16 protein-coding genes and 2 pseudogenes are annotated in these 22,541 nt (G+C 62.6%); 8 read left to right on the forward strand and 10 right to left on the reverse strand.

Annotated elements, in window-relative coordinates; translation table 11 throughout:
* Positions 1-267 precede the first annotated feature (267 nt).
* Positions 268-381: pseudogene (locus tag RO07_RS00075) on the forward strand (transposase); the annotation flags it as partial.
* Positions 382-384: 3 nt separating this feature from the next.
* On the opposite strand, the gene RO07_RS00080 reads toward RO07_RS00075, so the two are convergent.
* Positions 385-1,008, reverse strand: a complete 624-nt coding sequence (locus tag RO07_RS00080; RefSeq protein WP_039406946.1) for an FMN-dependent NADH-azoreductase — start codon at positions 1,006-1,008, stop codon at positions 385-387.
* Positions 1,009-1,100: 92 nt separating this feature from the next.
* On the opposite strand from RO07_RS00080, the gene RO07_RS00085 reads away from it, so the two are divergent.
* Positions 1,101-1,457 (forward strand): ArsR/SmtB family transcription factor, encoded by a 357-nt coding sequence (locus RO07_RS00085; RefSeq protein ID WP_039406949.1) that lies wholly within the window; start codon positions 1,101-1,103, stop codon positions 1,455-1,457.
* Positions 1,454-1,903 carry an SRPBCC family protein gene (locus tag RO07_RS00090; RefSeq protein WP_039406951.1) on the forward strand — a complete coding sequence of 150 codons (450 nt, stop codon included), beginning with the start codon at positions 1,454-1,456 and terminating at the stop codon, positions 1,901-1,903. The genes RO07_RS00085 and RO07_RS00090 overlap by 4 nt, the downstream gene beginning before the upstream one ends.
* Before the next feature lie 125 nt (positions 1,904-2,028).
* Here the strand turns inward: RO07_RS00090 and RO07_RS00095 are convergent, their stop codons facing one another.
* A complete protein-coding gene (locus tag RO07_RS00095) occupies positions 2,029-3,534 on the reverse strand; it encodes a hypothetical protein (protein ID WP_147284579.1) in 1,506 nt (501 codons plus the stop codon).
* A 293-nt stretch (positions 3,535-3,827) separates the two neighbouring features.
* A pseudogene (locus RO07_RS26470) lies at positions 3,828-3,962 on the reverse strand (transposase); the annotation flags it as partial.
* 1,399 nt (positions 3,963-5,361) lie between these two features.
* On the opposite strand from RO07_RS26470, the gene RO07_RS00105 reads away from it, so the two are divergent.
* The gene (locus RO07_RS00105; protein ID WP_052266889.1) at positions 5,362-6,921 is read left to right on the forward strand and encodes an amino acid permease; all 1,560 of its coding nucleotides are present in this window, start codon (positions 5,362-5,364) and stop codon (positions 6,919-6,921) included.
* A gap of 99 nt (positions 6,922-7,020) precedes the next feature.
* On the opposite strand, the gene RO07_RS00110 is transcribed toward RO07_RS00105, so the two are convergent.
* The 3 genes from RO07_RS00110 to fmdA all read right to left on the reverse strand — a co-directional run bounded on the left by RO07_RS00110 (position 7,021) and on the right by fmdA (position 11,682).
* Positions 7,021-9,687: an autotransporter domain-containing protein gene (locus RO07_RS00110; protein ID WP_052266890.1), complete on the reverse strand. Its 2,667-nt coding sequence runs from the start codon at positions 9,685-9,687 to the stop codon at positions 7,021-7,023.
* A 386-nt stretch (positions 9,688-10,073) separates the two neighbouring features.
* On the reverse strand, positions 10,074-10,418 hold the full coding sequence (locus tag RO07_RS00115) for an FmdB family zinc ribbon protein (protein WP_039406960.1): 345 nt from the start codon (positions 10,416-10,418) through the stop codon (positions 10,074-10,076).
* Positions 10,419-10,443: 25 nt separating this feature from the next.
* Positions 10,444-11,682: a formamidase gene (fmdA, locus tag RO07_RS00120; protein ID WP_039406963.1), complete on the reverse strand. Its 1,239-nt coding sequence runs from the start codon at positions 11,680-11,682 to the stop codon at positions 10,444-10,446.
* A gap of 423 nt (positions 11,683-12,105) precedes the next feature.
* Here fmdA and gdhA point away from each other — a divergent pair, with 423 nt between their 5' ends.
* Complete coding sequence (gdhA, locus tag RO07_RS00125) at positions 12,106-13,449, forward strand: NADP-specific glutamate dehydrogenase (protein WP_039406966.1); 1,344 nt, start codon at positions 12,106-12,108, stop codon at positions 13,447-13,449.
* A 217-nt stretch (positions 13,450-13,666) separates the two neighbouring features.
* Here the strand turns inward: gdhA and RO07_RS00130 are convergent, their stop codons facing one another.
* Both RO07_RS00130 and RO07_RS00135 read right to left on the reverse strand, forming a co-directional pair.
* Positions 13,667-14,281 carry a DUF4142 domain-containing protein gene (locus tag RO07_RS00130; RefSeq protein ID WP_160118087.1) on the reverse strand — a complete coding sequence of 205 codons (615 nt, stop codon included), beginning with the start codon at positions 14,279-14,281 and terminating at the stop codon, positions 13,667-13,669.
* A gap of 349 nt (positions 14,282-14,630) precedes the next feature.
* Positions 14,631-15,986: a sigma-54-dependent transcriptional regulator gene (locus RO07_RS00135; protein ID WP_039406968.1), complete on the reverse strand. Its 1,356-nt coding sequence runs from the start codon at positions 15,984-15,986 to the stop codon at positions 14,631-14,633.
* Between the two features lie 216 nt (positions 15,987-16,202).
* Between RO07_RS00135 and RO07_RS00140 the strand changes: the two genes are divergently transcribed.
* Positions 16,203-17,159, forward strand: coding sequence for a sigma 54-interacting transcriptional regulator (locus tag RO07_RS00140; protein WP_039406970.1), 957 nt, complete (start codon positions 16,203-16,205; stop codon positions 17,157-17,159).
* 66 nt (positions 17,160-17,225) lie between these two features.
* On the opposite strand, the gene RO07_RS00145 is transcribed toward RO07_RS00140, so the two are convergent.
* Positions 17,226-17,855: a DUF892 family protein gene (locus RO07_RS00145; protein ID WP_039406972.1), complete on the reverse strand. Its 630-nt coding sequence runs from the start codon at positions 17,853-17,855 to the stop codon at positions 17,226-17,228.
* Between the two features lie 118 nt (positions 17,856-17,973).
* On the opposite strand from RO07_RS00145, the gene RO07_RS00150 reads away from it, so the two are divergent.
* Positions 17,974-19,281, forward strand: a complete 1,308-nt coding sequence (locus RO07_RS00150; RefSeq protein WP_237171348.1) for an Nramp family divalent metal transporter — start codon at positions 17,974-17,976, stop codon at positions 19,279-19,281.
* A 159-nt stretch (positions 19,282-19,440) separates the two neighbouring features.
* On the forward strand, positions 19,441-20,244 hold the full coding sequence (locus RO07_RS00155; protein WP_039406974.1) for a class I SAM-dependent methyltransferase: 804 nt from the start codon (positions 19,441-19,443) through the stop codon (positions 20,242-20,244).
* A gap of 74 nt (positions 20,245-20,318) precedes the next feature.
* Here RO07_RS00155 and prpR read toward each other — a convergent pair whose 3' ends face one another.
* The gene (gene prpR, locus RO07_RS00160) at positions 20,319-22,325 is read right to left on the reverse strand and encodes a propionate catabolism operon regulatory protein PrpR (RefSeq protein WP_084072805.1); all 2,007 of its coding nucleotides are present in this window, start codon (positions 22,323-22,325) and stop codon (positions 20,319-20,321) included.
* Positions 22,326-22,541 lie beyond the last annotated feature (216 nt).

Consider the following 22,541-nt stretch of genomic DNA (forward strand, 5'->3'; position numbering starts at 1 on the left):
GTGACAATGTTCCTGTATTTGCTCTTGGAATTCCATTCTTTATTATCGTGTTGGCCTTATTCTGAACGTTCCCGCCCGCGCGTTTGCGTGGGGCAGGGATATTGAGCGACGCTCCAGAAAAATTCGGGCCATGGTTCAAGCATGTCTCCTAGGCCTAGAGCGATTAATCTGAGCTCAAAACTTGAGGGGTCGAAAAGATGACTGACCTTCTCCCTCTGAAGTATCCCACTGTAAAGTTAGTGGCAAGGCCGCGGGAGAAACCTTGTCATGAAGAAGTCGCGGTTCAGCGAAGAGCAGATTATCGGGGTGTTGAAGGAAGCCGATGCCGGCATGAAGATCGCAGACCTGTGTCGCAAGCACGGCATATCGGATACGACGTTCCCCCTACCAAAACAACCTCTGCACCGTCCTGATATGCGGAGCAAGAAACTCCGCCGGATCGACTTGCCGAGTGAACACGCCTACTGCGCCGTCCGCGATTACGAAACGCAAGTCCTCCATACCCAGAAAGCGGAACAGCACGCGTAGCCACGGCGTGAGGAAGTTCAGCTGTGCCTGCGCCTCGTCCGGCCCATAGACGGCACCCGCTGCGATGATAAAGGTCGCGCGGCGCTCGCCGAGCAATCCGCGCGTGCCGGAAAGCGTCGATTTAATCGTCTCCTCATGTCTCACGATGTGGTCCGCCCACAGCTTGAAGCGCGCAGACGGTCCCCAGTTGTGCATCGGCATGCCGATCACGTATTCGTCGGCACTGCGAAGTTCTGATGTAAACGTCGTCGACAGCGCCAGCCGCTCGTTCTGTGCCTCGGTTCGCTCTGCCTGTGGCGTAAAGTTCGCCGCAATCCACTCCGCGTCGATCGGCGGCATATCGACGCGACATAGATCGCGCACCATTACCCGGCCATCCGGATGCGCGCGCTGCCAGTTGCGCGTATATTCCCGCGTCAGCTGACGCGAAAGGGACGCCTCGCCCATCGGGCTGGAATCGATTTGCAACAACGTGACCATTGGGCTTCTCCTGTTAGAATCGGCCCAATAATATTCTACCGATCGGTTGATGGTCAACTTTTTGGTTGAATATAATTTCTCACCATCGCCCTATGAATCCAAACGATCGCTCTGATGATCGCTTAAACGCGATATTCGGCGCCCTTGCCGACCCGACCCGGCGCTCGCTGCTTAGCCAGCTGCGCGAAAGCAGTCTGACCGTAAGCGAGTTGGCCGCGCCATACGACGTGAGCCTCAACGCGATCTCCAAGCACGTCAAGACGCTTGAGAAGGCTGGACTGATCCGCCGCGAGATCAGAGGCAGGGAGCATACGTGCCAACTTGACGCGTCAAATCTCGAGGAAGCGCGGAGGTGGCTCGATCACTACACCGAGTTCTGGGGCGAGCGGCTGGAAGCGCTTGGCCAACATCTCGCCAGGAAACAGAAGCGCAAGTCGTCCCAGTCATGAGCGGCGATGTCATCACGGTCCGCTCGCTGTTGCACGCGTCTCGCGACGAGGTATTCGATGCGTGGCTCGATGCCGACAGCCTGTGCAGGTGGATGTTGCCCGGCACGATGAAGCACTGCGAAGCCATATTGGACCCACAGGTAGGCGGACGTTTTCACATCCTCATGCGTTCCGAGCGCATCGAATACGTGCACTCCGGCGAGTACCGGGTGATCGATCGGCCGTCGAAGCTGGTTTTCACGTGGGTGTCGTCGTACATGAGCCGACAGGAAACGCTCGTCACGGTCGACCTGTTCGATCTTGACGGTTTGTGCGAACTCGTGCTGACCCACGAACGCGTGCCGAGCGAGCTTGCGCCGAAGGGTGTGGGGGCTGGGTGGCGGCGAATGCTGGATAAGCTGGACGCGTCGTTGCAGTCAACTCGCCGCAGCGTCGCGCGAACGTAGATGTCGACCGTGCTCCAACTGCAGTCGCGCGAGCCCGCCTGACTCAGATGCTTGACCGAGTGCACCGTTTGCGTCGACCCGAACAGTCATTGCAGAACAGCGTCGTGATGAAGCGCTTGCGCGGTTCACATCGGCTGCGCGGCATCCCTGCCGAGCCGCTCCTCGGCGCGTTTCGTCAGCGTGCCGTCTGCGCGAAGGTAAATTCTCAGCGCGCCAGCCGTGACGTCGTACTGCCTGGCCACGCCGTCACGCCCGCCCGCCTTTTCAACCCCCTGCTTGCCTAGACGCTGCCACTCCCGCAACATCGCGAGGGTAATCTCCGCGCCCGGCGGATCGAGCCGGTCCTCGGCGAGCTTCGTCAGTGTGCCGTCCAGACGAAGGTAACGGTTCAGCGTGCCAACCGCAACGCCGTACTGCCTGGCCACGCCGTCGAGCCCGCCCGCCTTGGCAATCCCTTGTTTGCCGAGGCCTTGCCACTCCCGCAACATCTCGTCGGTGATTTCCGTGCCCGGCGGGTTGAGCCGATCCTCGGCGCGCCTCGTCAGCGTGCCGTCCGCACGAAGGTAGATTTTCAACGCGCTAGCTGTGACGCCATACTGCCTGGCCACGCCGTCAAGCCCGCCCGCCTTGGCAATCCCCTGCCTGCCGAGGCCCTGCCACTCCCACAACATCTCTGGGGTGATTTCCCTGCCCGGCGGGTTGAATCGGTCCTCGGCGCGTTTCGTCAGCGTGCCGTCCGCATGAAGGTACATTCTCAGCGCGACAGATGTGACGCCGTACTGTCCGGCCACGCCGTCAAGCCCGCCCGCCTTCTCAATCCCTTGTCTGCCGAGGCCTTGCCACTCCCGCAACATTTCGTCGGTGATTTCCCTGCACGGTGGGTTGAGTCGGTCCTCAGCGCGTTTCGTCAGCGTGCCGTTTGCACGAAGGTAATTTCTCAGCGCGCTAGACGTGACGCCATACTGCCTGGCCAGGCCGTCAAGCCCGCCCGCCTTGGCAATCCCTTGTTTGCCGAGGCCTTGCCACTCCCGCAACATTTCAGGGGTGATTTCCGTGCCCGGCGGGTTGAGCCGGTCCTCGGCGTGCCTCGTCAGCGTGCCGTCCGAACAAAGGTAATTTTTCAGCGCGCTCAACGAGACACTGTACCGACCGGCCACGCCGTTAAGCCCGCCTGCCTGACTAATTCCCTCCTTACCGAGGCGCTGCCACTCCCGCAACATCTCGAGGGTGACCGTCGTTCTCCTGCGCTCCGTGCACGTTTCTTTGCGGACGGTTTGGGCCGGCGGAGGCATTAAATCCGCGTCGCCACGACTGCCTGCGTCTTGCGTCGCCACGCGTTTTCGATCGCCGCCGCTGGCGTGCGTTTCCCAGGTTTGGGGTTGCAGCGATCGTTGGGCCGGGGACGCCGGCACGCCATGCATATCCAGCACCGCATCAAGTATCGCCGCCGTCGAGGGGCGGGATGGCTGTTGGAGCGGACTCGACAGCATGCCAGACACCACCCCGACATGCGGCGCTGGTATGCCTTGCATGTCCAGCAGCACGTCAAGTATTGCCGGTGTTGTCGGGGGAGGCAGATGTTCCAGCCAGATCGACGGCACGCCGAAGGATTCACCATTGGCCTGATACACCGCACGCACATTGGCGGCCAGCGTAGTTGGTGGCGGGGCGCTTTGTCGGGGCGATGCCGAGGTCGATGCAGTCACTGGGGACCGGGGGCACTGAGCCTCTGTGCCGGAAACGGGAAGCATAGCGTTGCCTGATTGAAATTCCTGTGATATCGCGATGCACCTGCCATCGCCAGTCGGCCCATCGTGGGCGTCATTACTGTTGCACAAGCCCGCCATCGGCACTTGCATGAATCGCTCACCGGGGTGGCAACGCCGTAGCCCCCGTCCGGTGCACTCCCGGCCGACCGGCCTTGTGCTCCGCCGAGCTTGCCCTCCCGGTCAGCCTTGATCCGGTCGGAAATCGACTGCGCCGGCACGCCCGGCGTGCCGGCCACCGCCGCTACGCTCAGGCCGGTCTTGATCAGTCGAACCGCTTCCAGCTTGAACAGCCTCTCCTCTGGCGATACGGTTTATTTCCTCCAACGACAATTGGAGAGTTTCCATAAGAAATGTCACGACATTCCAATACTTGGCAGATTCTTCAGTGTGCTCTCCGAAATGCAGATAATAATTTTCCAACCACCACACATGTTCGTCCGCCGCCTTGCTCGCACCGATGTCCCGTACGTGACCACGGTATCCCTCCGCCGACGAACTATGGTGGATAAATCGTTTTCCGGGAAGCGCCATGCACAGAGATTCATACATTCTCGTTTGCAGGATGCATTCGTGCCAAACTTCGTCAATATCCTGATTAACTGCGATATAGGAAATTTCACCTTCCTTTAGACGAACGGACGCAAGAAATAGGAATTTGACGCACTCGTCAATGCGAACGTCCTGCTCAGCTCTGGTCAGGTGCGACAGCTTCTTGTGAAGATGACTTAAGAGTGAAGTTGGAGCAAGATCGCGAACGGCTTTGCAAGCAAGCATAGATACTCCTCGCGTGGCGGAAATAGAAAAGGCCGCATACTTAGCGGCCTCTATCATTAAATCTGCAATTTCAGTATGCTGAGCACCATCTGCAATATGCGTCCATACTTTTTTCGAGTTTTTCAATCATTTCTTTTTCGGCTAGCATCAAACGAAGAGTCTTCAGGGAAATAACTTCGCTCATATATCACCTCATTATTTGGAAATAACTGCGTCGTCGAAATTGGTGGTCAAGAAAATATCCATTGTGATATTCCTTGCCATTTGAGGATTCCATTGTGGTAAGATTCTATTCCAATGATTTAATTTCAATTAAAATTAAATAAAGGAAATAATTCAAATCAAACCGATTTAATGATAGTCAAGCTCTCTGATGTTCGCCAATAGAAAAAGCAAATGCGAAATCATGGTCTTTAAAAATTCCCGATCTTGTGTGCCTATCGAATGGCGGCATCAGCGATGCGCTGAACGTTTCGTATGCCGAATGAGCTCGTCAAGAACGGCGCCGTCGGCAACGTCCCGATACGCCACCAGCGCCGCACGCACCTGTGCGGCAACGGGGAGATGTCGAACCCACGGTATACTTCGGCATTCCCCGAGGGACGCTTGGACCCGGTGCCGCAGTAATTGGCGAAGCCGGCAACCCCGCCCAAGGGGAATCGCTACAGTGGCTCGCAGTGACGCCACAACTTTGCGACTCGGCGAAACCGCTGACGCAGCCGATCCGCCGTGGAATCGGAGTTGCAGCCGAAGTCATGAGAAAAGCAGGACGGGAACCGAAAAGGCCTTTGATTTTTCAGGCCTTTTTTCGTATCCAGAGATCAAAACAGCCCCACTTGAACAAGGCATGAAAATCACGCGGTCGTCTGGGGCGTGGCACCGCGTGATGTGTATTAGCTCTTAAGGAAAACAACTTTGGCACTATCGGAACACGACCAACACCCCGAGGGCGGAAAAGCCGGGGCATCGGCCCCGTCCGAATTGCGCCGTGCGCTGTCGGCGCGACACCTGACGATGATTGCGGTGGGCGGGTCCATCGGAACGGGCCTGTTCGTGGCCTCCGGCGCCACCATCGCCCAAGCGGGACCGGGCGGTGCGCTGCTCGGTTACGTGCTGATCGGCCTCATGGTCTATTTCCTGATGACCAGCCTTGGCGAGCTGGCTGCCGCGATGCCCGTGTCCGGCTCCTTCTCCACCTACGGCGCGCGCTACGTCGACGAAGGCTTCGGCTTCGCGCTGGGCTGGAACTACTGGTACAACTGGGCCGTCACCGTGGCGGTGGATCTCGTCGCCGCGCAGCTCGTCATGGCGTACTGGTTCCCGGACGTGCCCGGCGTCTATTGGAGCGCCCTCTTCCTCGCCATCACCTTCGGGCTCAACGCGCTATCCGCACGCGGTTTCGGCGAAGCCGAATTCTGGTTTGCGCTGATCAAGGTGATCGCGGTGCTTGCCTTCGTCGCGATGGGGGTGATGATGCTGTTGGGCATCATCCGCGGCGGCGAAGGTGGCGGCGCAGCCAACTGGACGATAGGCGACGCGCCGTTCGCAGGCGGTTTCGCCGCCCTGATCGGCGTGGCGATGGTGGTCGGCTTCTCGTTCCAGGGCACCGAACTCATCGGCATCGCCGCGGGCGAATCCAAGGATCCGGCGCGCAACGTGCCGCGTGCCGTACGTCAGGTGTTTTGGCGCATCCTGCTGTTCTACGTGATGGCGATTCTCGTCATCGGCCTGCTGATTCCTTACACCGATCCCCACCTGCTGCGCAACGAAGTCACCGACGTGAGCGTCAGCCCGTTCGCCCTGATCTTCGAGCGCGCGGGACTGTTGGGGGCGGCGTCGGTCATGAACGCGGTGGTGCTCACCTCCGTGCTCTCGGCAGGCAACTCGGGCATGTACGCGGCGACACGCATGCTCTACAGCCTCGCTCGCGACGGCAAGGCGCCACAGTTCTTCGGTCGCGTCTCGCGCAACGGCGTGCCGCTGCGGGCGCTGCTCGCCACGGCTGCCGTCGCGGCGCTGTGCTTCTTCACCTTCGTGTTCAGCCCCAACGCTGTCTACATCTGGCTGCTCAACACGTCCGGCATGACGGGCTTCATCGCGTGGCTCGGCATCGCGATCAGTCACTACCGGTTCCGTCGCGGCTATCTCAAGCAGGGTCATGACGTGTCGAGCCTGCCGTACGTGTCGCCTTTCTTCCCGTTCGGCCCGATCTTCGCCTTCGTGCTGTGCCTGGTCATCACCCTTGGCCAGAACTACGAGGCGTTCCTGCAGGACAGGATCGATTGGGGCGGCGTGGTCGCGACTTACATCGGCATCCCGCTGTTCCTGCTGATCTGGGCGGGCTACCGGCTGGTGCGCGGATCGCGCTTCGTGAAATATGGGGAGATGACCTTCCCGTTCGCACGACCGCATTCGCGGGCCGAAATCCAGACATCCGGAACCGCGATCGAGAGACTGCAAAGCGAAGGCCAGTAATCGCGTCGGCCACAACAAAGCCCCATAAGCGTCCGCCTATGGGGCTTTGTTCCATCGAGGGGCGACGAGCTTCCATTCCGCCGCGGCACCTTCGTCAGGTCAGAACGGCGCCGTCATCGTCAACCTCACGCCCTGCTGCAGCCCGCCCATCCCGGTGGTCGCGCTGTAATCGAGTCCGAACACCAGCGTGCGAGTCCTGAGCTTCGTTCCCACGCCAATCTGCACGCGATCGCTGCCGTAAGGGCTGCCGGGGACGAAATACACCGGCCCGCTCGACGCGAGATCCGCATACGCGAGTCCCGCCAGGCTCTGTCCGTTGAAGTCGTGCTGCAATTCGACGCGGATGTAGGGCGAGAACGTCCCGATGGGCGTCGCCTTCGCGAAACCCGCCCGCACACCCAGCGCCCCCGACAGCGTATTCACGTTTTGCTTGAAATACGTCAGCGCATTGAGTCCCGCGCCCGACTCGCTGTATTGATCGAGCGTCGAGCGCGACGCGCTCAGACGTCCGTACGGCGAGAACAACCAGTCGTCGCTGCGGTACTCATACCCGGCCGACAACGAGCCGAAGAACTGCTGGCCGTTGCGCTTGCCCGTCGCGTAATCGTTCGCGTCGATCACCCAGCGTCGCGAATCGAAGCTCAACGTCCCGAAGCCCGCCACGGCATCGACGAACAACGTCGGCGTCGGACGGAAGCTCGCGTACAGCGCGCCGCTGTAGCTATCGCCCGTGCTGCGCGTACCCGAGCTGCCGATATCGGTCGAATCGTGGCCGTAGCCCACGCCGGCCCCCAGCGAGAACTGGTCCGAAAACCGGTAATCCGCGCCCAGCGTCACGCCGCCCGTCGTGAAGCGAAACCCCGAGCGCTGCGCCGACGTGTTGGCGAAACCGAAGTCCACCGTCCCCGCCGTCCAAAACGCGAAGCGCCTGTCTTCGTTCGTACCCACGCCGGGCAGGTTCGGCGCGCTGCCATCGCCCGTTCCGATCCCGCTCGTGCCCACGGACTTGTCCCGCACGTCGAGACTGCGCGCCTTGCTCAGCGCCGTCGGACTCGCGTCGCCGCGCAGACAGGCGTCGCGCTCTGAAATGCCGACGACGTCGTCGCAGCGCGATGCATCGCGCTTGCGCTGCGCGTTCGGCAGGATCACGTTAAGCCCGTTGCTCGACGGCGCGCGTCCCGTGCCGTGCAGCGCTTCGAGACGCGAGTTGTAGTTGCCGATCTGCGTTGTCGCAAACCGGCGTGCCGCTTCCACCTGTGCGCCGATCAGGCCGGAGACGTCAGGATCGGTCGACGGATCCTTGCGCGGCGCAACGGTGACGCGTGCGGTCGCCGGCGCCGATGTCGCGTTGGCGTTCGACAGTGTGTAGGTGACGATCGCCGTCCCGGCGAAGGCGGCCGCCGACGCGAAACGCAAGCTGTAGCGGTTGCCCGTCGCCCCGGCCGACGCCGGTGTGGCGATGAGCGTCACGGTACCCGCATTCGCCGGCGACACCGACACGATGTTCGCGGCCGTGAATGGCCCACCGATGGCGCCGCCGGTGATGTCAATGTCCGTGGTGCCGTTGGCGTCGACCGTCGCTTGCAGGTTCGACGCCGCCACCGGCACCGCGGCTACCGTCACGGTCACGGCGATGGGCGCCGATGTGCCGAAGGCATTCGTGAGCGTATAGGCGAACGACACATTTCCATTCGTGGTCGCTGCCGGCGTGTAGACGATGTCTTCGCCATTCACGACGGCCGTGCCGCTCGAAGGCGACGTGGAGATTGCCACGCGCGTGAACGGTCCGCCCACCGCATTGGCCGTTGCATGGATGGTGACGGGCGTGCTCGAGGACGTCTGCGCCTGTACCGCAGGTGCAGACGGAACCTGATTCGAAATCGCGGGGTTGATCGTGAGCGGCAGCGCTTTCGTCGTCGAAAACGGCGCGCCGGGGCCGGTCGAGCTGTCGGTGACCGTGATGGTGATGTTGTATGGCCCACCGGCTTGCGTCGGCGTCCCGGCAATGGCGCCATTGGAGATGCCCAACCCCGAAGGCAGACCGGTGATGGCGTAGTTGTAGGGCGCGGTGCCGCCGCTGACGGAAAGCGGCTGATTGTATGGCTGCCCGACGGTGCCGGCGGCCAGCGCGGTGGTATTGATCGCCAGTGTCGGGGCGACCGCCGTGTAGGTGAAGCGGTCGTTGCCGTTGGCGGCGCTCGTGCCGCCGGCGGACGTCACCGTGATATCGACCGTGCCGCTGCCGGGCGGCGACGTCACCGTGAGACTCGCCCCATTGTTGACGATCACGTTGGTTCCGGGCGTTGCGCCGAAAGACACGCCGGTGACGTCCACGAAATTGGTGCCGGTGATCGTCACGACCGTCCCGCCAGTCGCCGGGCCGGAAGCCGGCGAGACCCCCGAGACGGTCGGCACGCCCACAAAGGTGTATGCGGCGGCCACCGACGTTGCGTCGCCCGGTACGGCAACGGTGACGGTCGAAGGCCCCACGGCCTGTGGCGGTGTGATCGCGGTGAGGTGCGAGGGGTCGATAACGACGACGTTCGCGGCCAACGCGCCTCCGAAAGTCACCGTCGTCGCTCCTTGGACGAACCCGCTGCCCGTCAGCGTCACCGGCGCGCCGCCCGCCGAAGGTCCGCTGGGAGGAGAAACCGAGGTGAGGGACACGGCTGCGATGGCCGATGACGCACTTGAAAACATCAGTACGGCAAGCACGGCGCGAAACCCATTGCGCCAGGACGCGGGCAGTCCGCCGCGAATATTCATTCTTGTTTCCCCGAATTGCTGACTTCCGTTACGCCGCGATCGGTTTCGATGGACCGCCGCCGGTGCTGCGTTCTTATACGCCGAGATCGTTGCCGTTCGATGAATGTTCTCTAGTCCTGATCAATGCCCGGCAAGTCGCGCGAAAGAGTAAAAAAGCTTTAATTTTCCGTCAAGCGCCGTACGACTCCCAACAAGGGCGCGCGGTCGGATCCGCGGGTAATCACCGACGTTTTTCGCACTTTTCCGGATTCCTGCCGACGTCCCACCGGCTCGAACGGCCATCGACGTCCTGTGCCCAGCGGGCCTGGTCGCACGCAAAAGAAGCCCCATAAGTCTCTCGACCATGGGGCTTCCTCATTGCAAGGCGCGTTACACCCACTGCTCCGCTAGTGGCTGATCATCCACGGCCGTCCGGCCGGTCGCTTGAGGCCATTCGAAGCTTCGCGGCTCGCGCCGGCCAGCGCCACCTTGCCGCCGGAGCAGCAACTGCATCCTGCGCGGTGAGGCCGTGACGGCGCGTCGCCAGAGTGGCGCGGTGCATTCGAAGCCCGCTCATTGGTCGCATGAGCGGAGCGACGCGTGCTTTCCATCAGCGCCAGCGACGGCGCGGTAATCATTCGCGTTCCCTCGACGCCACAGTCCGGGCAATGGCATGGGGCGTCGCGGTCCGCGATCCGCCGCATCAGCACAAAGGGTCCACAGGTGCCACATTCGTAGTCGTATATCGGCATGGTCGTCTCCGTGTCGCGCAACGCATCACGACTTCACGAGGTCGGGCGAACACGGCATGTCGACCCCACCCTTCACGTGACGCACCGGGCCGTCGGCGTTCGGACGGATGTCGAAATCGAAGATCTGCGTTGGCAGCCACAGCGTCGCACAGGCGTTCGGAATATCGACCACGCCGCTGATGTGCCCCTGCACCGGCGCACAGCCGAGTATCGAATACGCCTGTGCCCCCGAGTACCCGAACTTCTTCAGGTACTCGATGGCGTTCAGACAGGCCTGGCGGTAGGCCACCGTCACGTCGAGGTAGTGCTGCCCGCCTTGCTCGTCCACCGAAATTCCTTCGAAGATCAGATAGTCGTTGTATGCTGGCGTAATCGGGCTCGGCTGAAACACCGGATTGCGAATGCCGTACTTCGCCATCCCGTCCTTGATCACGTTCACGCGCATGTGCACCCACCCGGCCATTTCGATGGCGCCGCAGAACGTGATTTCGCCGTCGCCCTGGCTGAAGTGCAGATCCCCGACCGACAGGCCCGCCCCGTCGACGTACACCGGGAAGAAGACCTTCGAGCCGCGCGACAGATCCTTGATGTCGCAATTGCCGCCATGCTCGCGAGGCGGCACGGTGCGCGCGCCCGTCGCGGCCGCCTTGTCCCGGGCGGCGCCGGAGAGCTTGCCCATATGCGCTGTCGCGGCGAACGGCGGATTCGCCAGGGGCGGCACCCGCTCGGGCGCCGTCGCGATCAGCCCGGTCTCGCGCGCGTTCCACGTCTCCAGCAGCTTGGGGTCAGGCAGACAGCCGATGAGCCCCGGATGAATCATCCCCGCGAAACTGACGCCGGGGATATGGCGCGAACTCGTGTACAACCCATGGAAGTCCCAGATCGACTTCTGCGCATGCGGGAAGTGTTCGGTCAGGAAACCGCCCCCGTTCGTCTTCGAGAAGAAGCCATTGAAACCCCATTGACTGTCCGCCTTGGCGCCAATGTCGAGCAGGTCGACCACGAGCAGATCGCCCGGTTCCGCGCCTCGCACTCCCACGGGACCCGAGAGGAAATGCACGATCGACAGATCGATGTCGCGCACGTCGTCCGCACTGTCGTTGTTCTTGATGAAACCACCGGTCCAGTCGTAGGTTTCAAGAATGAAATCGTCGCCGGGCTTCACCCAACACGCCATCGGAATATCCGGATGCCAACGGTTATGGACTTGCTCGTTTTCGTACGCGGACTGGTTCAGGTCGACCTTGATGAGAGTTTCAGCCATTGCGCTCGCTCCTGGGTTCAAATGCCGGTGTGGGCCACCGGCGTTTTAATGGACGCCATCCGGCGTCGGTCTTGCTCAGAGAGGTATTCGCGGACGTACTGATACATCGACTACCGAGACATTTCGCCGCATCGGATCCCAGGGGGCAGCCAGGCGACAGGACGGACCCAGTATAAATGTTTCGGCATGCTTGTCTTTATTCCTGCCGTCCGCCATGGAAGGCGAAGTCATCTCGATTGCTGCATACCGGCAAAGACGAACGCCCCACCCACGATCGCCGGCGCGCCCTTTGCACGACTTGCCGTTGCAGCACAACCTGCTGAAAATCCCACCCAGATTTCCGTATTTTTGCCGTACCGATGTCCCCAAATGGTGCAAAATGCTGTTCCGCACAAGAACAAGCACCATCGATGGGCGTCCGAAATGAAATATCAATCACTTGATGAGTTCCTGCGCTTTACCGCCGAGCGCAATCCTGGCCAACCGGAGTTCCTGCAGGCTGTCACGGAGGTGATGGAAAGCCTTTGGCCCTACATTTCGAAACATCCGAAGTATGCCGAGCACGGCCTGCTCGACCGTCTGGTCGAGCCCGAGCGCATCGTCATGTTCCGGGTGTCGTGGGTCGACGATCATGGCGACGTGCAGGTCAATCGCGGCTATCGCATCCAGCACAGCTCGGCCATCGGGCCGTACAAGGGCGGTCTGCGCTTCCATCCGTCGGTCAACCTGTCGATCCTCAAGTTCCTCGCCTTCGAGCAGACCTTCAAGAACGCGCTGACCACGTTGCCCATGGGCGGCGGCAAGGGCGGCTCCGACTTCGACCCGAAGGGCAAGAGCCCCGGTGAAGTCATGCGCTTCTGCCAGGCGTTCGTGAGCGAACTGTTCCGTCACGTCGGCAGCGACACGGACGTGCCCGCCGGAGACATCGGCGTGGGCGGTCGCGAGGTCGGCTTCATGGCCGGCATGATGAAGAAGCTCTCGAACCGCGCCGACTGCGTGTTTACCGGCAAGGGGCTGTCCTTCGGCGGCTCGCTGATCCGTCCGGAGGCCACCGGCTACGGCACCGTCTACTTCGCCGAGGAAATGCTCAAGCAGTCCGGCCGCGGTTTCGACGGCCTGCGTGTGAGCGTGTCCGGCTCCGGCAACGTCGCACAGTACGCCGTCGAGAAGGCGATGGCCCTCGGCGCCAAGGTCGTCACGGTGTCCGATTCGAGCGGCACGGTCGTCGACGAAGACGGTTTCACTCCCGAAAAGCTGGCTGAGTTGATGGACGTGAAGAACCATCACTACGGACGCGTGAGCGACTACGCGCAACGTACCGGTCTCACCTTTCTGGCAGGCCAGCGCCCGTGGCACGTGCCGGTCGACGTCGCGTTGCCCTGCGCCACGCAGAACGAACTGAACGACGACGATGCCGCGACGCTCATCGCCAACGGCGTGATCTGCGTCGCGGAAGGGGCCAACATGCCGTCCACCAACGAGGCGGCGAAACGCTTCGAGGGTCACGGCGTTCTCTACGCACCGGGCAAGGCGAGCAACGCCGGCGGCGTTGCCACGTCGGGACTGGAAATGAGCCAGAACGCCATGCGCATCTCCTGGCCGCGCGAGGAAGTCGATGCGCGTCTGCACGACATCATGCGCAGCATCCACGAGGTCTGTCTGCACCACGGTCGTCGCGCGGACGGCTCGGTCAGCTATGTGAACGGTGCTAACGTCGCCGGCTTCGTGAAGGTTGCCGACGCCATGTTGGCGCAAGGCGTGATCTGAGCGACGGACCACCTCCCGCCGCACAAGGGCTGAATCCGGAACACCGGGTTCAGCCCTTTTTTCATCGGGCAAAAAAACCGCCGACGAAGCGGCGGAAAGAGGGAGTCTCCACGTGCGGTTTCGTGGTGTCCCTTCCGTTGCATGAACCTCATCCTGGACGCAGCCATTGCCGTTCCATCGCCGCACGCGGTCACTGTCCTGCGCGGCATATCGCGGCCTATTGGTTGGGGAACACCTTCTTCTCCAGCGCTTGCGCCATGCTCAATTCGCGATGGAGCGTCGTGAGCGCGGACGTCGCAAACTTTCGGATATCGGCCTCCCGGCCGTGCTTCGCTTCGTCCTCGTACACGAGGATGATCCTGCGCAACGCGGCCGATCCCGCGACCGACAGGTAATGCCGATCCACGGCGGGAAGTTGCTTGCTTGCCATCTCGTTCAGGTTGGACTGATTCGGCGGCGCGTTCGGCGTTTCGATCGAATGCCGCATGCTCAGACTATGAAGCGCTTCGGCGAGCTTCTCGTGTTCGAGGCTCATCCGACCCGCGTATGCGCGAATTTCCGAGTTTCCCGTCTCGTGCGCGATGACCCGGCTCGCGGCGATCTGATCTCGGCTGAAGCCGACTGCCGCGGCAAGGAATTCGGCGTCCATGTCCGTCGCGCTGCGGGCCTGGCCCTCGTCCGTGGTCGCCGGCGACATCGCATCGTCACGGTGACCCGCGCCGAGCCCGCTGCCCGCCGCGAAACTCTGGGCGCAAGCGCCCACGGTGAACAACACGAGAGCCGCAACACGGCCCGCGCAAACGCACCCCCGCCCGGTTTTGCCTGTCAGCATTCGATGGCTCGTGCGCATGGGGACTCCCGTCGTCTGGAACCGCGCCGTGAATGACGCTCACCCCCCTATATGCAAATTGCATACCGGCTTCGCGCCCCCGCCGCGAGCACCGCATCACGAACGCCCATTGCCCGGCGACGCCCGGAACCGGGTGTAAATTGGAAAAAGTTGTACCGAAGCACTGATCCGCTGTCTGCGACACGACAGCCGTCATGCGTCCGTCCGACAGCCGGATTGGCAGTCACCGGGATTCGTTCTCGGAGATACGGCCGGACGAAAGCGGTGGAGTGGGGCATCGGGCGAGCCGGAACGCGGTGCGGTGCACTGAGTGGACTTGCACCGCGATACCTTATGCCGCTCCGGTCTTTCCGTCGCCATCGAGACGGTTGTACAGCGTCTTCAGACTGACATCGAGAATTTCCGCGGCGTGCGCCTTGATCCCGCCGCATTTTGCGAGCGTGGCGTTGACCAATGCGCGGTCGAGCTCCTCGAGCGTGGATTCCACGGGAAGAACCACCGCATCGTCGGACGTAATGGCCTCGTCCGCTTCCAGCATCGCGGGACGCGGAAGCGATTCGATGACGTCGCCCTCGGTCAGGATGTGGGCGCGCTGCACGAGATTTCGCAGCTCGCGAACATTGCCATCCCAGGAATAGTGGCCAAGCGCTTCGAGTGCGCCTTCGGAAAAGCGCATGCGCCGCCCGCTGCGCTCCGAAAATTCGCGCAGGAACGCATTGGCCAGCATGGCGATGTCGTCGCCGCGCTCTCTCAGGGGCGGCATGGTGATGGGAAACACGTTCAGTCGATGGAACAGGTCCAGGCGGAACGTGCCGCGCTCCAACGCCTTCTCGGGAGCCACATTGGTTGCGGCGACGATTCTCACGTCGACTTCGATTTCCTGACTGCCGCCCAGCCGCGTGAGGCGTCCCGTCTCCAGCACGCGCAACAGTTTCACCTGCGACGCCAGCGGCATCTCCGTGACTTCATCCAGAAAGAGCGTGCCGCCATGCGCCCGCTCGAAGAAGCCTTTGTGCTGTCGATCCGCGCCGGTGAAGCTGCCCCGGTCGTGACCGAACAATTCGCTCTCGACCAGATTCGCCGCGATGGCGCCGCAGTTCACCGCGACGAACGGCCCTTTGCGGCGCAGGCTCAAGTCGTGCACCGTCTGCGCGGCCAGCTCCTTGCCCGTGCCCGATTCGCCGGTGAGCATCACCGATGCCTCGCTCGGCGCAACGCGCGCGATCGCCTCATAGATTTTCTGCATCGCCGGCGAGCTTCCCAGCATTCGACCGAATCTGCCGAGACGCTGCAACTGTGCGCGCAGATCGGCGATCTCCGCCCGGAGCTCGTCGGTGCGGGGCACGCGCGCGAGAATCGTATCCAGCCGCTGAACGTTGATCGGCTTTTGCAGATAGTCGGCGGCGCCGTGCCGCAACGCCTCGATGGCCGATTCGACGCTGGCGTTCGCCGTCATCGGCACCATCTCGACGTTCAGGCCGCTCGGTAACGCTTCGAACAGTTCCAGACCGTTGCCGTCAGGCAGGGACAGCTCCATGAACACGACATCCGGCACCCGGCTGCGAATCTTGCAGCGGGCCTCGGCAAGCGTTCCTACGGCATCGTTCGCCAACTGTTGTGCCGTGGCGGCGGCGCCCAGCATCGTACGCGTGGATTCGTCGCCGTCGACGATCAATACATATGGCATGGAGGCTCCATGTTCTGTGTGCGAACTACATCGTTCTGCGAGATTTCGTATCTAAGTACAGTCCGTTCGACGCGCGCCAATAAAACATTTCTATCCCGTCGTGGACATCGAAAAGAATTATTGATGTAACTTGCCCGTATGTTTCCCCTCTCTATAGTTAAGCTGTACGTTTCCTTGCGAAGTTAACAACTGAGGATCGAATTCTGGGAGGAATCGATGCTGAAAGTTGGGCAGGCCGAACACCGTCTGATCGGTGAATCGTCGGCGATATGTACTCTGAGAGCGACGATCGACCGATTGGCGCCTACCACCGCGAGCGTGCTGATCGTCGGTGAAACGGGGAGCGGCAAGGAAGTCGTTGCCCGCTACCTTCACGAGAAGGGCCTCAATGCCGCAGGCCCCTTCGTTTCCGTAAATTGCGCTGCCATTCCGGAGGATCTCGCGGAGTCGCTGTTCTTCGGCCACGAGCGCGGCAGCTTCACCGGCGCGCATCGCGCCAGCGCGGGATATTTCGAGTCGGCGGCGAGCGGCACCATCCTGCTCGACGAAATCCAGGACATGCCGGCGGGGCTGCAGGTCAAGCTGCTCCGCGCGCTGGAAACGCGCACTGCGTTTCGCGTGGGGGGCACGGAGCCAGTGGCATTCAACACGCGCATCATCGCCGCAACGAACGGCAACCCGGCGCACGCCACCCGCAAAGGCACCTTCCGCGAAGACCTCTTCTTCCGACTGGCCGCTTTCACGGTTTCGGTGCCGCCGTTGCGCCGCCGCGGAAATGACGTCTTTGCCCTGGCGGAAATGAAGTTATCCGAACTGAATGGCAAATGCGGAACGTCGAAGTCGTTTTCGAAGCGATCACTGCAGACCCTCGGCCGATATCATTGGCCAGGCAACGTGAGAGAGCTGCATAACGCCATCGAGCGCGCGTTTATCCTCGCCGACGACGAGCTCGAACTCGTGCCGTCACCGGGCCCCGGCGCGAAGGCCGTCTTCGAGGGCGGCATGGTGTCGATACCGGTCGGTGCTCCGCTTTTCGAGGCGCAGCAGTTCATGATTGCCTCCGCGTTGCGCCACTTCGACGGCGACAAGCCGGCCGCCGCCAGATCGCTCGGCATCAGTCTGAAGACGCTGTACAACCGACTGGGGCGGATCGCACCACCCGACGCGTCTTGACGTGCGAGCGACCCGTGGCGCAGCACAGGTCGTCGGACGCGCTACGTAGGCTACATATGCGACGTATCAGTGCCGTCGCGGAATCATCTTCTCTCTCGCCTGCTCGGCACGCGCCGCCCCGATCGCAGACTCCACGTGCTTTCTTTCCTCTGGCGGCGGCAGGACGGCCGGATAGCCCAGCGTATCGATCCACAGTTCGCGGGCCCAGCCCATCGTGTGATACAGATGGCGATCCTCCTGCGTTTCCACGGCCGAGACAGCGTCCTGCAGCACCTTCTTGAGATCGCCCTCGGCATGTTCCGTGACGCTCGCCAGCAACGTCCAGTTCTGATGGTCCTTGGTCTCGGCGAGCACCACGCATTCCGCCGCGACGATCTCCGCGAGGGCGGCGTCGCCCGATTTGGCGGCGAGTTCAATCGCAGCCACGAGCGATGCGCCATGGTGCGCGACGATTTCCCGGCCCGGTGTGCGCTCGTCGAGGTTCATGTCCAGTGAGGAGAACACTTCCTCCAGCGCCTCCTGGTGTCCCCTCGTCTGCTTGAGGTACTCGTTCCATTCTTTCTCAAGGTCTGTATTTTTTACACACTTGAGGGCGGCGGTGTAGACCTTCTCGCCGCCCAGTTCCGTCTCATAGGCCTGATACAAAAGCTCACGGAAGCCTTGCTCGTTCGGCTGCTGCTTCTTGTGGGATGCCATGGTTTTCTCCTTCGTCACGACGGTCGATGACCGCCTCGGACGCGATGTCACGCAAGGACCATGCCGACTTGCCGATGGCGCGTTAATTGCTAAGGTAGTTGAAAAGGGAGAGCGCACCATGAAAACGACAGAAGAAGCATCCGTCATGAACGGGAAGGCGCGCGATGGCGGCCGTCTGCGGTCGATGTTCCGTCGGTTGGGACCCGGCCTGCTGACCGGTGTGGCCGACGACGACCCGAGCGGCATCGCGACCTATACGCAGGCCGGATCGCAGTTCGGCAACAATGTGCTTTGGTCCGCGGTCATCACCATCCCGCTGATGGTGTGCATCCAGGTGGCGTCCGCCCACATCGGACGCGGCGCGGGCCACGGCATATTGGCGGAGGTCCGGAAGCACTACTCGCGCGCGACGGCGATCGTGATTGCGACGCTCATCGTCATCGCGAACGTCATCAACGTCGGCGCCGATCTCGCGGCGATGGGTGACGCGACCGCGGAAGTCATCGGCGGGAAGAATTACTGGTACGCGGTATTGTTCGCGGCGCTCACGCTGATTCTCCAGGTGAGGTTGAAGTACGAGGCATACGCGCGCTATTTGAAGTGGCTGACGCTCGCCCTGTTTGCCTACATCGCCAATCTGTTCGTGATCCATACCGATTGGCGCGCCGCGCTGCATGCCATCGTGCTGCCGTCGATCTCGCCGACGAAGGCGTATGCGACGACGCTGGTGGCGATTCTCGGCACCACGATCAGCCCTTACCTGTTCGTGTGGCAGTCGGCGCTCGAGGTCGAGGAGATCGAGGCGCGTGACGACGAGCACCCGGTGAAACACGCGGCGGCCGAGCACGATGCGCAGGAGAGGCGCATTCTGGCCGATACCTGGGTGGGCATGCTCACCTCCAACATTGTGGCGGCCTGCATCATGATGACGGCGGCTGCGGCGTTCTTCACGCATGGCGTTCACGACATCGAGTCGACAAGTCAGGCGGCGAGCGCGCTCGAACCGATCGCCGGAAAGTCGGCCAGGCTGCTTTTTTCTTTGGGACTCATCGGATGCGGGCTGCTCGCCATTCCGTCGCTGACCGGCAGTTCGGCCTACGCCATTGCGGGTGCGCTTCGGCAGCCTGCCGGCATGAGCCGGACGCCGCGCACCGCCAGGACCTTCTACGCAGTGATCGCGCTGTGCACGGTGGTCGGTGCGATCGTATGTTTCAGCCCGATCAACCCGATCAAGGCGCTGTACTGGAGCGCGGTCATCAACGGCGTGGTGGCCGTGCCATGCATGGTGATGGTCATGGTGCTGTCCTCGCGCGAGAAGGTGGTGGGGAAGATGAAGAACTCGCCGGCCATCGCGATCGGTGGATGGATTGCCACGGTGCTGATGACGGTGTGCGTGGTGGTGATGGGGTACACCATGGTCGCGTGAAGCGTGAAGCGTGAAGCGTGGGGCGCGGGGTGTGGGAGCGAAATGCCGGCCGACCGGATGAGCGCGTAACATACCGGACATCGCTTTCCCCGCTTCTTCCGCATCCTCGTTCTGCCAAGGCAGTTTTCCCCATCGCCCACATTGCCACAGAAAAACACTGTGCCTGACTCCCGACTGCAACCCCTCGATATCTTTGAACATAACCGCGCCGCATGGAACCGTCAGGCAACCCGGCAGGGCGAATGGTCGCGGCCGGTAAGCGCCGAAGTGATCGCCGCCGCACGCCGTGGCGAGTGGACCGTGCATCTGACGCCATCGGCCCTTCCCCGCGACTGGCTGCCCGACGACGTGCACGGTTTGCGCATTCTGTGCCTTGCCTCCGCAGGCGGCCAGCAAGCCCCCGTCCTCAGTGCGGCGGGCGCGGACGTCACCGTGTTCGACGCCTCGCCCGCGCAATTGGCGCAGGACGAAACCGTGGCGCGCCGCGATGGCCTCGCGCTCACGACCGTCGAAGGCGATATGCGCGATCTTTCGGTGTTCGACGCGCAGACGTTCGACTACGTCTTTCACCCGATTTCCAACCTGTACGTGCCGGACGTTCGTCCGGTTTGGCGAGAGTGCTTCCGTGTACTGCGTCATGGCGGACGACTGCTCAGCAGCTTCTTCAATCCGGTGGTGTTCGTCGCGGATCGCAACGCCGATGATTTTGCGCAGGGCATCATTCGCCCGCGGTTTCGCATCCCTTACGCCGACGTGCGCGATCTCACGTCGTTGGAGATGGCCGAGAAACAATCGCGGGGCGAAGCGCTGGTATTCGGTCACAGCCTGACGGAACAGATCGGCGGCCAGCTGGAAGCGGGGTTCGTCCTCAAAGGCTTCGTGGAAGACGAACAGCCGAACCCGCGCTTCGTCATCGACAAATTCCTGCCGACGTTTCTCGCGACCTGCGCGGTGAAGCCGTAGTCGTCTGTTGCCGGCGCGAACAGGACGCATCGGGACGCATCTCATCGTCGCCCCGGCATGCGCTGCCGTCGTATTCAGCCCGTCGACTTCATCAGTCGCCAGAACGTCGTGCGGCTGATACCCAGCGCGCGGGCCGCCGCCGCGCGATTGCCCGCCGCCGCCTCCAACGCGGCGAGCGCAGCCGCGCGGGTGATCGGCGCATGCGGCGCATCGGTCCCGCGCGTCGCGTCCTGTTTGTTCTGCTGCACGTCGTGACGCGGTCCTTGCAGACGGGATAACTCCGGAAACACCTCGTGCAGCGCCTGCGCCTGCTGCGCCACGTCGCCGTCGAGATAGATCGCGGCGCGGGCCAGCAGATTCTCCAGCTCGCGCACATTCCCGGGCCAGTCATAGTGGTCGAACAGCGGCGCCAGCGCGTTGAGAATCCGCGCGGAGGCGCGCACGTCGAGCCCGTATTGCGCAGCGTTGCGCGCGAGCAGCGTGCGCGCCAACTGACGGATGTCGGCGCGTCGCTCGCGCAGCGCGGGCAACGCGATTTGCAGCAGGTTTAAACGGAAATACAGGTCGGCGCGGAAACGCCCCTCGGCGACGAGTGCGTTCAGGTCCCGATGCGTGGCGGCAATGACGCGCACGTCGACCGGCACCGGACGCCCGGAGCCCAGCCGCATCACTTCCCGCTCCTGCAACACCCGCAGCAACCGGCTTTGCAAGGCGGCAGGCATTTCGCCGATCTCGTCGAGGAAGATCGTGCCCGTATGCGCGATCTCGAACAGACCCGCCTTGCCGCCGCGCCGGGCGCCGGTGAAGGCGCCTTCGTCGTGCCCGAAGAGCTCGCTTTCGATGAGTCCTTCGGGCAGCGCCGCGCAGTTGAACGCGACGAACGGATTGCCGCGCCGGGCGCTCGCGTTGTGAATGCCCTGTGCGACGAGTTCCTTGCCCGTGCCGCTCTCGCCCGTCAGCAGCACCGTGGCATCGTGCGAGGCCCCGGCGCGGGCGAGTCGCTTCACGCGCTCGATCTGTGGTGAGGCGCCCTCGAACTCGTCGAGTTCGTGTCTCGCGACGAGATGCCTGGGCCGCTGGGTCGTGCGCAACGACCGGTCGATGCGCTGTGCCATCTGCGCGTCCTGCACCGTGACGACCGCACCGGCGCGCAGGCCGTGCTCGTGGATCGGCACGCAGCTCACGATGAATGGGCGCGAATCGATATGCGCCAGACGTTCCTCGATGGCGACGCCGCCTTCGGACAACTCGCGCAGCAACGGACCGAGCTTTCGCGTCAGCTCGAACTGACGCTCACCTGCCGTCGCCATGCGCTCTTCGTCCACGCCAAGCAGCGAGAACATCGCCGGGTTCACAGCTTCGAGTTGTCCGTTCTCGTCGAATGCCGCGACGCCGTCGCGCATGTGCGCGACGATGGTGTTCAGGCGCATGCGCTTCGCTTCCTTCTCGCGGCTCACCCGTGCGAGCTCGACGGAGCGCTCGAACGCCTCTTCCACCGCCCCGAGCGAATAGAGGAAGACGTGCTCCAGACCCACTTCCTGCGCGAGATCGCATGCCATGCCCGGGCCGATGATGACCTTGCAGCCCTGCGCCGCGAGCGTATCGACGGCGGCCTTCACTTCGCCCACGGAGCGATAGGCGTGCTGACGCAACTGGATCTTCAGCAACTGACCGAGATCGTCGAGCTCACGCGAGACCGTTTCGTGGAGCACGAGTCCCAGCGGGCTGTCGGGCCACGTCGTCGTGGCGCGCGTGATCGCGCTGAGCACGTCGAAGCCATTGACCTTCACGGTGACCACCGGCACGGACAGGTTTTCACGCAGATACGCGCCGTTCGAGCCGGCGGCCAGCACCACGTCGACGGCACCCGATTCCACGTACGGCTGCAGCGCGGCGACGGCCGCGCCATACCCCTCGCGCACGGAATAAAAGCGCGCGCGATCGGTGTAGCGCGGCGCGACGGTTTCGCACAACGTCTGCAAGCGGCTGATGCTCACGAGCGCAATGCCCGGACGGCGGCTGCGCGGATCGAGGGGCGCGGCGTGGCGAGGCGGCTCGGTACCGGTCAGGGCGGGGGGCATGGCGATGTCTCCGTACGGCAGGGTGAAACGTTTCGGAAGGCGTTTCATTGGTGTTTCATGAAACGTTCCAACGAATTTCCCCGAATTCTGCCACAACCGAAAAAGTGGGGCATCGATCGCAATTCTTTGTTTTCATGGGGAAATGTCCGGTGTTATCAAATCCGGCTTCAGCTGGCACGCACATTGCAGACGGTTATGCCATTTACCGATATGGAG

Origin of the sequence: Pandoraea pulmonicola (assembly GCF_000815105.2) — a bacterium.
Classification (GTDB): Bacteria; Pseudomonadota; Gammaproteobacteria; order Burkholderiales; family Burkholderiaceae; genus Pandoraea; species Pandoraea pulmonicola.